At 41.7% G+C, this 12,631-nt stretch carries 11 protein-coding genes; 6 read left to right on the top strand and 5 right to left on the bottom strand.

What is annotated here, in order from left to right; genetic code table 11:
* Nucleotides 1-206: 206 nt before the first annotated feature.
* The gene (locus K7X70_RS11675; protein WP_222537277.1) at nt 207-1,403 is read right to left on the bottom strand and encodes a FecR family protein; all 1,197 of its coding nucleotides are present in this window, start codon (nt 1,401-1,403) and stop codon (nt 207-209) included.
* Between the two features lie 78 nt (nt 1,404-1,481).
* On the bottom strand, nt 1,482-2,051 hold the full coding sequence (locus K7X70_RS11670) for an RNA polymerase sigma-70 factor (protein WP_222537276.1): 570 nt from the start codon (nt 2,049-2,051) through the stop codon (nt 1,482-1,484).
* 219 nt (nt 2,052-2,270) lie between these two features.
* Here K7X70_RS11670 and K7X70_RS11665 point away from each other — a divergent pair, with 219 nt between their 5' ends.
* Together K7X70_RS11665 and K7X70_RS11660 are read left to right on the top strand one after the other, a co-directional pair.
* Nucleotides 2,271-5,084: an outer membrane beta-barrel protein gene (locus K7X70_RS11665; protein WP_222537275.1), complete on the top strand. Its 2,814-nt coding sequence runs from the start codon at nt 2,271-2,273 to the stop codon at nt 5,082-5,084.
* A 4-nt stretch (nt 5,085-5,088) separates the two neighbouring features.
* Nucleotides 5,089-5,865 carry a GLPGLI family protein gene (locus K7X70_RS11660; RefSeq protein WP_222537274.1) on the top strand — a complete coding sequence of 259 codons (777 nt, stop codon included), beginning with the start codon at nt 5,089-5,091 and terminating at the stop codon, nt 5,863-5,865.
* On the opposite strand, the gene K7X70_RS11655 is transcribed toward K7X70_RS11660, so the two are convergent.
* The 3 genes from K7X70_RS11655 to K7X70_RS11645 all read right to left on the bottom strand — a co-directional run bounded on the left by K7X70_RS11655 (nt 5,862) and on the right by K7X70_RS11645 (nt 9,220).
* Entirely contained in the window at nt 5,862-6,557 is a 696-nt protein-coding gene (locus K7X70_RS11655; RefSeq protein WP_197286266.1) for a response regulator transcription factor, read from the bottom strand. The two genes, K7X70_RS11660 and K7X70_RS11655, sit on opposite strands and share 4 nt — an antisense overlap.
* A gap of 52 nt (nt 6,558-6,609) precedes the next feature.
* On the bottom strand, nt 6,610-8,448 hold the full coding sequence (locus K7X70_RS11650; RefSeq protein ID WP_222537273.1) for an ATP-binding protein: 1,839 nt from the start codon (nt 8,446-8,448) through the stop codon (nt 6,610-6,612).
* 406 nt (nt 8,449-8,854) lie between these two features.
* The gene (locus tag K7X70_RS11645; RefSeq protein WP_062550689.1) at nt 8,855-9,220 is read right to left on the bottom strand and encodes a DUF3127 domain-containing protein; all 366 of its coding nucleotides are present in this window, start codon (nt 9,218-9,220) and stop codon (nt 8,855-8,857) included.
* A gap of 72 nt (nt 9,221-9,292) precedes the next feature.
* Here K7X70_RS11645 and K7X70_RS11640 point away from each other — a divergent pair, with 72 nt between their 5' ends.
* The 4 genes from K7X70_RS11640 to K7X70_RS11625 all read left to right on the top strand — a co-directional run bounded on the left by K7X70_RS11640 (nt 9,293) and on the right by K7X70_RS11625 (nt 12,604).
* Nucleotides 9,293-10,477: a THUMP domain-containing class I SAM-dependent RNA methyltransferase gene (locus K7X70_RS11640; protein WP_222537272.1), complete on the top strand. Its 1,185-nt coding sequence runs from the start codon at nt 9,293-9,295 to the stop codon at nt 10,475-10,477.
* 97 nt (nt 10,478-10,574) lie between these two features.
* Nucleotides 10,575-10,835 carry a helix-turn-helix domain-containing protein gene (locus K7X70_RS11635; protein ID WP_062550691.1) on the top strand — a complete coding sequence of 87 codons (261 nt, stop codon included), beginning with the start codon at nt 10,575-10,577 and terminating at the stop codon, nt 10,833-10,835.
* Between the two features lie 61 nt (nt 10,836-10,896).
* Nucleotides 10,897-11,544, top strand: a complete 648-nt coding sequence (locus K7X70_RS11630; protein ID WP_222537271.1) for an HD domain-containing protein — start codon at nt 10,897-10,899, stop codon at nt 11,542-11,544.
* Between the two features lie 34 nt (nt 11,545-11,578).
* Entirely contained in the window at nt 11,579-12,604 is a 1,026-nt protein-coding gene (locus K7X70_RS11625) for a sensor histidine kinase (RefSeq protein ID WP_062550693.1), read from the top strand.
* Nucleotides 12,605-12,631: the final 27 nt, after the last annotated feature.

Genomic DNA, 12,631 nt, shown 5'->3' with positions numbered 1-12,631 from the left:
GCACAGCAGGTGTTTTAATTGACAATTGATTCAGCAAGCATTGAGGTAGCCCAGAAGAATTTGGGGGTGTTACGAGCACTCCCAATTTTTCAGAATAGGGCGATGTCGTCCTTAAGGAGATGTGTTTGTGTTCATAGCTGGTTAATTTGGTTTTAGGTTAATTGTATTTATTAATTGTACGATTTAATAGAATGAATCTCTTTCTTTTATAATACGGTTACTTTCTTCCCTGCTACTTTAAAATGAACTTTCCCCGTTTTATCCAGTGCATTTAATACGGCGGATATATTTTTGGTTCTGGATACGACACCGGTAAAAGTCAGGTCGGCGGGTGCTCCCTGATAGCTGACCTCCACATCATACCATCGGGCTACTTTTCTCATGATACTTTCCAATGGCTCATCCTGAAAAACGAAATTCCCATTCTTCCAGTCCAGTATTTCCTCCGGGTTCACCTGGATCACTTTTACGCCATCATTGCTGGCAACGGCCTGCTGACCTGGCAGCAGTACCCTTGGCTGTTTCCATTGTGTAGAACTGATGCGGACTGAACCTTCCATCAAAGTTGTTTTCCTTGCTGGATCATCACTATAGCTATTGATGTTGAAATGCGTGCCCAATACCTCTAGTTCCTGTGTGCCAGATTTTACTTTAAAAGGCCTGGATGCATCTTTAGACACTTCAAAATAGCCTTCTCCCTGAAGTTCTACCTCCCGGTTTCTCTCCCCAAAACGAATTGGATATTTCAGCGAAGAAGCAGCATTCAGCCAAACACGTGTACCATCTGGCAGGTTCAATTGATACTGCCCTCCTCTTGGGGTAGCAATCGTGTTAAAATCATTCGCAGCAGAACCACTATTCTCTTTATTGCTTTCCGTTAATTCATACACCAGCTGTCCATTCGCAGTTTTCGTAATACTAATCCCTGCCTGCTCTGCAATTTTTCCATTCACCGCGCCATCCAGCACAATCTTTTTGCCGTTCGCCAGCGTCAGTATGGCCTGTTCAGTACCCGGTGGAATGTCGTTGACAATTTCTGTTTTTTCCAAGCCCAAATGAAGTGTGCGAGAATTAATCGCATAAAAAGACAATCCCGAAATCAGCAGAATGGAAGCGGCAATACTAAGCCTTTTCCACAGTTTAGAGCCTTTTTCTACCGGATCATTTGCTACAAGATTACTTTCTACAGGTTTATTTATCTCAGGTTTCTGCTGGATTTCCAACAGGATTCTAGCCAGCAGCTCATTTTCGATCTGATTTTTATCACCCAGCTGCGCATCTTCCCAGGAAACCGCTGGATTTCCTACCTTACTGATCCAGGAGTTATACTGACTAATTTCCTGATCTGTGGCAGAACCATCGGCAATCCGTTCTAATAATTTTAAGTAAGCTGCGCTTTCCATCTGTGGCATATATCTATAAGGCACTTGCCGAGGCGCTATCCCTTAGTCTGATTGAAAAAAAAATAAAGAAATAAAGCGCTAGCTTAAGAACAGCATCCAGGCAGAAGACCTGCCCATTTTTTTTCTCAACTTGTTTAATGCGGTAGTCAGATGGGTTTCTACGGTCTTTTCGGAAATATTTAACCGGCTTGCAATTTCCTTATTACTGAGGTACTCCGTTCTGCTCATTTCAAATACCTGCCGGCATTTGTCCGGAAGATCCGAAGTAAAATCCCGGATAAACGCGATCAGTTCCTTTACTTCTAAAGAAGAATCCACGAAAACAGTATCCAGGCTTTCTATCTTTATCCTTTCATAAAAATTATTCCGGGTATGGTCTTTACGGATATAATTGGCCACCTTATGTTTTACCGCTACATATAGATAGCTGCGAATGGCATAGACCTTTAATTCGCTGCGGTGCGTCCAGAACCAAACAAATACTTCCTGCAAAACATCTTTTGACGCATCCTGATCCTGAAGGATTTGAAAGCAAAATTTATACAGTCCTTCCCAATGTCGCTTGTAGAGTTCTACAAACGCGACCTCATTATCGGTCTTGATAAAATCAACCAACTCCTCATCAGAAAGATTACTGTAATTCCCCATAAATCAATGTTAAGGGCCAAGATAATGAATAAGTTCCGCCCAAAAATACACCTCAAAGAAAACTCAAAAAAAAGGACAAACAAGAATAATCTACTAAAATAGCAGATTATAATTCTCCAACATTTATTAATCTTTAACATAATTTAACATAAAATGACAATCTATTAAACAACATTACTAAGGTTTTAGTTATATATTAGGTTAACCAAATAACCTGAAATGAAACTGAGATTTTTCTTATTGTATTTATTCTGCTCCTGCTCTTTTTTAGCCCGCTCTCAAAGCAATTATGAAGTAAAAGGGGTAATCACCGACACCGCAGCGACTTATAAAATGGTCAACACCACCATCACCATGCTAAACGCTAAAGATTCCACACTTGTCAAATATACCAGAGCTGATGCCGAAGGTGCTTTTAAACTTCATCCGCCAAAAGCCGGAAAGTTTATGATCTTGATTACCTATCCCGGCTATGCTGACTATGTGGAAGACTTCCAACTGGACTCTTTCCATAAAACGCATGATTTCGGTCGCTTAAACCTGATGTTAAAATCAACATTACTAAATGATGTCATCATCAAAGGAAAAATAAACGCCATAAAAATGAAGGGTGATACCACCGAATTTGATGCTGCTGCTTATGTGATTCAGCCCAATTCAAAAGTAGAAGACCTGCTGAAGCAGCTGCCGGGCATCACCATAGATAAAGACGGCAAAATCACCGCACAAGGTAAAACGGTGAATAAAGTACTGGTAGATGGAGAAGAATTTTTCGGGGACGACCCTACCCTGGTCACTAAAAATCTGCGAGGTGATATGGTGGATAAAGTGCAGCTATTCGATAAAACCAGCGATCAGGCCGCATTTACTGGCATAGATGACGGGGAAAAAGCAAAAACGATCAACATCAAACTGAAAGAAGACAAAAAGAACGGTTATTTCGGAAAAATTGATGCGGGAATGGCTACAGACGACCTATATCAGGGCCAGGCCATGGTAAATATTTTCAAAGGAAGAAAGAAAATGGCAGCCTACAGCACCCTCGGAAATACAGGAAAGACAGGTTTATCCTGGGGTGATCGCGATAAATTTGGTTCCAGCAATCTACAGGTGAGCGACGATGGCCGGATTTATTTCAATGCAGACCGAAGTGACGATGGCCTGGACACTTATGATGGGCAATACGGGGGGGAAGGATTGCCTTCTACCAAAAATGGCGGCGCACATTTTTCCAATAAATGGAACAAAGACAAGGAAAGCATCAACACCAATTATAAAGCAGGTATGATCGACGTATCAGGGAATAAAAACACCCTGACACAAAGAAACCTGCCTCCAGGTTCAGATGTAGAAACCCCTACTATTTACAGTGTTTCTAATGAAACTTCCGACAAACATCTGTTCCGTCAAAAATTAGACGGGATGTACACGATCAACCTGGATTCCAGCTCCACCATCAAGGTCAGCCTGAATGGGACGGTCAAGAACAGCAGGTCGGAAAGTGAATATTTTGCGAGCAGTACCCGTGCAGACGGAACCGCCCTGAACAACAACCGCCGGTCTTTGAATAATAAAGGTGATCAGAGAGACCTAAATGCTTCCCTTTTCTATTCCAAAAAACTCCGTAAAAAAGGAAGAACATTTTCGATCAGCATCGCGCAAAGCGCTAATGAGAACAACAATACCGGATTCATCAATTCTCTGGTGCAGAATTTTGACCTGAATGGTGATTTCAAAGATCAAACCCCTATAGATCAATACAAGACCAATTACATCAGAAGCTCCGTACACAATACGAATGCAACGTACACAGAACCGCTGTCTAAGGCATGGTCGATGGTGTTCAACTATGGCTTGTACCTGAGCAAAGACCATTCTGACAGGAAATCATTTAACAAAAATACCGCTGGCGATTATAACCTGCTGGACGAAGAATTCAGCAATAAACTGGACCTGGATCAGGTAAACAATCAGGTAGGTACGTTTTTCAATTTAAACAAAAACAAATCTGTACTGAACTTCGGAACCAAGGTCAACGATGTACACCTGAGGCAGCTGGATGGCTACACGAATGAGCGCCTGAAAAGAGACTTCTTCAACTGGAGTCCTTCAGCTACTTACCGTTATAACTTTAGTCAGCAGCGGTCATTTCGCTTCAACTACAATGGTTATACCAGTCAGCCCAGCATCAGTCAGCTACAAGCGGTAAAAGTGAATACTGACCCGCTTAATATTTACATTGGAAATGCAGATTTAGACCCTTCATTTAACCACTCCTTCAATACCAGTTACAGCAGCTATAAGGTCATGACTTCTGAGGCTATCTACGCCAGTTTTTACTATAACTTCAGTACTAATGCGATTGTGAACAGCACCCTTACCGACGAAAATGGCAAAAGCACCTATCAGCCCGTCAATCTGGAGGGCAAAACGCCCAGCAATTATAGCCTCTATCTGGACTACAATAGAAAAATCAACCTGCTCGGTTTAAATGTGGGTGCAAATGCAAGCTTCAATGGATCCAACAACTACAGCATGATCAACCAGGCATTCAATACCACAAAAAACAGGACTTATAGAACAGGCCTCTCGATCTCCAAACGGGATGTAAAATCGTATAACATTTACTTTTCCGCCGGACCAAGCTATACGTACAGCAAAGCTTCTTTAGACACCAGATCCAACAATAGCGGCTGGGGTGCAAATGGAAACCTAAGCATCAATGCATACCTGCCGGGGAAAATAGAAATCAACACCGGTGGAAACTATGAATACCGTGGGAAAACACCTGCGCTGCAGCAAGAATTTGAGCGATTGATATGGAATGCGGCCATCAGCAAGAAGTTTTTCAAAAAAGAAGACTTGCAGCTTAGACTTGCCGGCAATGACCTGCTCAATCAAAACACAGGTTTTGAAAGAAGTGCCAATGCCAACCTCATCACCGAAAGACGTTACAACACGATACAAAGATATTTCATGCTGTCCCTGATCTGGGATTTTAATAAAATGGGCGGATCATCAGCTAAACCATAATCAAATGAAAAACACTTTAATTACCCTCCTTTTACTGCTTGGCTGTATGAGCCGGGTATCTGCACAAAATGTACGGTTTGCGACTACTGGCATGATTGATTTTGAAAAGAAAATCAACATGTATGCCATCATCAAAAAAACCATTAACAAAGACAATGAAGGTTATATGCAGGCCGCTTTTGACCAATACAAGAAGAACCAGCCGCAGTTCAAAATCCTGAAAAGCACCCTGGCATTCTCCAATGATCAGACGCTGTTCAGCCCTTTGGAGGATACCCAAAAAGACGCGAACGGGTTTTGGGGCAGCGATCCGAACGTGGTACAGAACAACATTATTTTTTCAAATTTATCCAGCCAGACCTTCATCAACCAGAAAAAGGTTTATGAAGAAACCTTCCTGGTCAAAGACAGTTTAAGAAAAATCAATTGGAAGCTCACTTCGGAGACCCGGGAGATTGCCGGATATGAATGCCGAAGAGCAAATGCCATCATCATGGATTCTATTTATGTGGTGGCCTTTTACACGGATAAAATCCCTGTTTCCGGTGGACCAGAGTCTTTCAATGGATTACCGGGCATGATTCTGGGCGTTGCTTTACCGCATGAAAACTCCAGCTGGTTTGCCACCAGTGTCAAAGACAGGCCTGTTACCGCAGCCGAACTAAAAGCACCGGTAAAAGGGAAATCTATGAATACGAAGGGCCTAAATGACACGCTGAATGGCGTCATGAAAAGGTGGGGCAATTACGCACAAACCGTACTAAAAGCACTTACCCTTTAATTGACCAGTAATTTATAACCTTTTCCATGCACATTCAGGATTTCTACCTTAGGGTCTTCCCTAAGGTACTTCCTCAGTTTGCTCAGGAACACGTCCATACTGCGGCCGTTAAAATAATTATCGTCGTGCCAAATGCTGAGTAAAGCCTCTTCCCTGGTCAGTACTGCATTTTTCTTTAAGCAGAGCAATTGCAGCAATTCGGCTTCTTTAGTGCTGAGTTTTTGCTGCTGTCCTTTATAATGAATCAGCTGAGTGGTATAATCGAAGGTATAATCGCCAATTTGAAACTGTGTCTCTACCGGAGCGACCTCTGCCACTTCTTTGGTACTTACCCTTTTCAACAGGGCATTGATGCGCAGCAGCAGCTCTTCGATACGAAAAGGTTTAGTGATGTAATCATCGCCCCCAAGGTCGTAAGCAGACGCTTTATCTTCCATCATGGCTTTTGCCGTGGCAAAGATAATCGGGACCTGCTGGTTGATCTTTCTGATTTCTTTTCCAAGCGTGAAACCATCTTTCTTGGGCATCATGACATCCAGAATGCAAAGATCAAATTCCTGCTTTGAAAAAGCTTTCAGGCCTTCTTCTCCGTCTACGCATAGTACCACTTCAAATTTCCCTTTCAATTGCAGGTAATCTTGCAAAAGTAAACCCAGATTCGGATCATCTTCTACCAACAGAATTTTTTTCATCAGCTTTTATTGTTTTTTATGGGTTGTGAAGCTATCATTGATAATGGTTTCATTAATTACGGTTTAAGGGAAGGATAATTTCAAAGACAGTGCCTTTATCTTTTTCACTATGTACTTTGATTTTCCCATTCATCTGTTCGATGATGTCCTGGACATAATTCAGGCCTAAGCCAAATCCTTTTACATCATGTAAATTTCCGGTGGGCACTCTATAGAACTGATCAAAAATACGTTTGGTCTCTTCCGTACTCATACCAATTCCTTCATCAGCTACTTCAATAATAAGATTTTTATGGCTAATCCTGGTACTGATCGTGATTTTAGGGACCCCCAGACTGTATTTATTCGCATTGTCTATCAGGTTGTAAATCACATTGGAAAGGTGCAGTTCATCCGCATAAATCAAGGGAGGCTGGGCATCCAGGTTCAGCTGCAGCTGTGTGCCTTTCTTTTGCAACTGCAGGTCCATACTGTCTACCACCACCAGGATCAGTTCGTTGATATTCAACATCGTTTCTTCCAGTTTCAATTCTTTCTTCTCCAGTCGGGCAATACTCAATACCCTTTCGATATGATTTCCCAATCGTACATTTTCATCATAGATGATGCCTGCCAGTCGTTTTACTCTGGTTTTATCCTCAGTGATTTCCGGATCTTTCAAGGCCTCACTGGCAATCATGATAGTAGCCACTGGAGTTTTAAACTCATGTGTCATGTTGTTGATGAAATCCGTTTTCATCTCCGAAATTTTCTTTTGCTTTAAAATCGTGTAAATGGTATAGGCAAAAATGAACACCAGCACCAGTAATAGTGCGGCGGAAGTGGCCATGGTTATACTCAGGTTGCTAAAGATCAAAGAATTTTCTTTTGGAAACGTGATGTATAACATTCCTGGATCTCTAAAAATATCATTGCTAAACAGCGTTACCTTATGGATATTGGCCGGAACAGGCACCATACTTTCTTTGGACACCTTGCGGTAGAGCACAGAATCTTTATTGGCCAGTTTTACCCAGAAATCGTAATCGAGTTTAATATTTCTGTTGAGAAGTTCCGTTTTGATCAGCGTATCCAGTACGTCTCTGGGCACCCGCTCATCAATCGGCACATTTTCCTGACGCATTTCCTTCGCTACATCTTCCAGATAATTGAGGCTATTGGTTTTGATCATGACCGTATCTGTCAAGAGATCTTTAAAAGCCCTTTGAAATTTTTCATTTTCAATCTCATCCTGGCTTCTGAATTTGGCAGCCATCTCCGGAGAAACGCGTGGCAAGGTAATCAGGAGCGGTTTTTTACTAAAAGGATTAAAAGCCAGGTAGCGGATGCTATCGGGAAGTTTATCTGTAGAAACCTTAAAAGTCTGCGCTTTTTCAGGGATATAGGTTTGATTGACATTTGCGGTAATTACATTTCCGGCTTTGTCGACCCCAAAATTCATATCTACCTGCAAAGGAGATTTCTTATCGTCGTCCAGGGTAGACATCGACAGGTATTCCTTTTCGGTGATGATCATCGGACGCAGGTAATTGTTGCGGATCACACTGTCCTGCATATTCAGGTCGGCAATAATTTTTTTCTGCTGCTCCAGTTTCCGGCGTTCTTCTTTCAGCTTATGCTGCTCTTTGAAATCCACCAGAATCTGTGCTTTGTCGCGCAGCTCTGCTTCCCGCTCTTCCTTCAGTTGTTCTTCTTTCTTATTCAGGTGTGTTGCGGCATATCTTTTCTGCACCTTGTTTACTACTGCATTCAAGGCCTGACTGACATCCTGTTCAAAAAGCTGAGATTTTAGGGCATACGCCTCCCTGATGTAATACAATTGCATTACAAATACACCAAGCAAAGCTATGGTCATTAGAGCGGTGATCAACCAAAGGCTTCTTTTTTTCATGCTGAGATTTCAAAAATAAATAAGGCGGAAGGATAAACCGGCTTATTTAACACTTTTTAACATGCTGAATTTCCTAAAATTACAGCGATTAACCAGAGATGATTGCTTTTAATTTATAAAATGAAAAAAAAGCATAAAATGACCCGGTATTGGTCGGGTAGTGTTCGGACATTGGTCGGCCTTATTATAGGGTCCCTGTAGGTTTCCGATAGGGTTGCCGTAGGGTTGCCATAGTGTTAACTAGCCCAACCCTACGGCAACCCCATCCAAACGCTATAGGAACGCAGAACTCTTCCCAACCAGTTCCTAAGCCCTTTCGCAGCTCCGAAAAAACAGGGCAAAAATAAAGCCTGTCCGAAGGATCGGACAGGCTCGTTTGGTCAATTTGTTTATTTAAAAAAGATCTTTAGAAAGGAAGATCATCTTCCTCACCTGGAGCATTGTTCAAATCTGCTGGCGGAGCATAAGCTGGCGTTGCTGCCGCAGCTCCTGGAGTTAAGGCATTGATACGCCATACTACCAAACTATTGAAATATGATGTTTTTCCTGTTTTATCAGTCCATGGACGACCGCGTAAGTTAAAAGAAACTTCCACATCATCACCAGTTTTTAAGCTGTCGAATAAAGCCGTTTTATCTTGTAAAGCTTCAAATCTGATGTACTCTGGATAAGTAGGATTTTCTGCGTATTCTATAATCAGGTCACGTTTCTTAAAAGTCTCACTCACCTGTTGTAATGCACCAATTTCATGCACTTTTCCTTTTATTTCCATAACAATTACTGTTTTATTCTTTGACAAAGTTCAAATCTCTATATTTTTATTGATAACTTCGCACAATATATTATGCAAGTTTTCCACACAAAAAGCAAGGTTATTTTAACCTGCAACAAGCGATTATCGCCATATCTACAGGAAGAGGTTAAAGCCCTGGGCTACACCATTGTTAGGGATTTCCCTACAGGGGTAGAGTTAAATATAACCCTAACGGAATGCATCAAGTTGAATTTAAACCTGAGGTGTGCCAGTCAGATTTTATATTGCTTAAAAAGCTTCAAAGCCAATAACCCGGAAGAATTGTACCGGGAGCTGGTGGATATGGAGTGGGAATCGCTGATTGATTTCTCGGGATATTTCTCGGTGACTTCAAATGTGGATAACCCAACCATCACGACGCCGCTTTTTGCCAATCTAAAAGTAAAAGATGCGATTGTTGACCGCATTAAAGACAAAAAAGGAATCCGTCCGAATTCAGGATCGGATGCCAATAAAGCGGTGGTTCATTTATACTGGAAAGACAGTGAAGCGGACATCTTTTTGGACACTTCCGGAGAAACTTTAGCCAAACATGGTTACCGTAAGATCCCTGGAAAAGCACCGATGTTAGAAGCATTAGCCGCTGGTGTGATCATGAGTACCCAATGGGACCAGAAATCACCATTCGTGAATCCGATGTGCGGTTCAGGAACACTGGCGATTGAGGCTGCGCTATTGGCCACTAACCGTCGCCCTGGATTGTTCCGTATGAACTATGGTTTTATGCACATCCTGGGTTATGATGAAGAAGTATTCTTTGCGGAACGCCGGATTCTGAAAGAACAAGTGATTAAAAACATTGACCTGACGATTATTGCCACGGATCTTTCCGAAGATGCTGTTGAAGTGAGCCGTAAGAATGCACAAACTGCCGGTGTAGATACCCTGATTACTTTTGAAGTCTGTGATTTCGCAGAAACGAAAGTTCCTGAAGGTGGGAAAGGCGTAGTGGTTTTCAATCCGGAATACGGAGAGCGTCTGGGTGTACACTCGGTACTGGAAGCTACTTATAAAAGGGTAGGTGATTTTATGAAACAGGAATGCAAAGGTTATTTCGGATATATCTTTACCGGTAATCCAGACCTTGCGAAGAAAATAGGCCTTAAAGCCACCAAAAAGATCGAATTTTACAATGGTAAACTGGATTGCCGCATGCTTGAATATGAGTTGTATGATGGTACCAGAAGAGCAGATCCAAAGGAAATAACAGAGTAAATTAGAGAAATTACGTTTTTTTTTCTTTTTTAACATCTATTCTTGTTTAGTTTACGTTTATACTTGAGAATAAACGTAAACTAAACTTCCCAAGACTATGAATGAGCAACTCGAAATTAACGTTAGAGAGATTCCAACCACGATCAAAAAGATCAGGAAAATCAAATCCTTAACTCAGGAGTACCTAGCTGCAAAGCTCCACATCTCTCAAAATGCCTACAGTAAAATCGAACTGGGCCACAGTAAACTTACCGTAGAGCGATTGTGTCAGATCGCCGGCATCCTGGATGTCAAACCCAACCAACTTCTTTATTTTAAGCCCGCAGAATTCGTTGAAGCACTAAGAGCTTCCGGTTAATTCTACAAATCATTTTTTCCTGTGGTGGATTTCAGATACTTTTGCAGCAAAGCAAAATGATATGAATGAGATCCTGGAACAGACCATTGCCTTTGTTAAAAAAACTTTAGCAGGAGCAGAAGCCGGGCATGATTGGTTTCACATTGAACGTGTGTACAAGAATGCCCTGCTTATCAATCAATCAGAAAAAGGGGACCAACTGATTGTGGCTCTTGCTGCACTTTTACATGACATTGCCGACCCAAAGTTTAACGATGGGGATGAAGAAATCGGCCCAAAAATGGCCGGAGATTTTCTGACGGAATTAGGCCTTGCCCCTGCACAGATCCTTCATGTTCAGCAAATCATCAGAAACCTCAGCTACAAAGCTAGTCTGGGGATCATCACTTTCCAATCCAGGGAATTGGACATTGTACAGGATGCCGACCGTCTGGACGCCATTGGTGCCATTGGTATCGCCCGTGCATTCACTTATGGCGGTTATAAAAACAGGGTGTTATACGATCCTGAGATTGCGCCAGATCTGAACATGAGCAAGGAAGTTTATAAAAATTCTACCGCTCCCACCATCAATCATTTTTATGAGAAGCTATTGAGATTAAAAGACCTCATGAAAACCAATACCGGAAAAGAAATTGCCGCACAGCGTCACGATTTTATGCTGGTTTATCTGGATCATTTCTATAAAGAGTGGGAAGGAAAGATTTAACGTTTAATTTAAATCTAAATTGTAAATTGCCTGCATGAAGTTGAGCGTCCTCGTTTTAATTGCTGCATTTGCAGTAGGCCTTTCTATAGGCCTGGTGAATTTCTATTTCCAACAGAGCTGGTATTTTATGGCCATATCTTTTGGGGTGGCTTTTATGACCAGTTTCATCGTATTTTACTACCTGCTGGAGAAATATATCTATTCTAAAATCGTGCTGATCTATAAGATGATCCACAACTTAAAATTGGGAAAAGACTTAAAAGATGCACTTGGAGAATATGTGAGCAGCGACCCCATCAATGATGTGGAACATGAAGTAAAAGAATGGGCAGGGGCTAAAAAACGCGAGATCGACATTCTGAAAAAACAGGAACAGTTTAGAAGAGAGTTTTTATCGAATGTTTCCCATGAGTTTAAAACTCCCCTATTTGCCGTACAAGGCTATATAGAGACTTTACAGGATTGTCTGCTGGATGACCCGGAAATGGCGCAGAAGTTCCTGAAAAAAGCGGAAAACAATGTAGAACGCTTAAGTTACCTGATCAATGATCTGGACTCTATCTCTAAGTTAGAATCCGGGGAAATTCCGATCAATTATACCAAGTTTGATTTTGTGCTGCTGGCTAAAGAAGTAATGGAAGGCCTGGAAGACAAAGCAAAGAAAAAAAACATTACCATCTCCTTCAAGGATAAATATACCCACCCTGCTTATGTGAATGCCGATAGGGAGAAAATCCGTCAGGTGATGATCAACCTGATCCAGAATTCCATCAAATACGGGAAGGAAAATGGCTCTACGGCCATAAAAATCTTCGAACTTCATGACCAATACCTGATTGAAGTAACCGATGATGGGATTGGAATTGAGGAAAAACACCTCCCTCGTTTGTTCGAACGTTTTTACCGGATTGATTCTCATAGGTCTAGGCAGGAAGGCGGTACTGGACTCGGCCTTGCCATCGTAAAACATATCCTGGAGGCTCATCAACAGATTATTTCCGTAAGAAGTACGTTACAAATCGGGACCACTTTTGCCTTTACCCTGCAAAAGATTGGTTAACAATGACAAAGCTTTTTCAAAATAACT

The sequence above is a fragment of the Pedobacter polysacchareus genome (assembly GCF_019802255.1).
Classification (GTDB): domain Bacteria; phylum Bacteroidota; class Bacteroidia; order Sphingobacteriales; family Sphingobacteriaceae; genus Pedobacter; species Pedobacter polysacchareus.
This window is presented reverse-complemented; position numbering and strand designations above follow the sequence as displayed.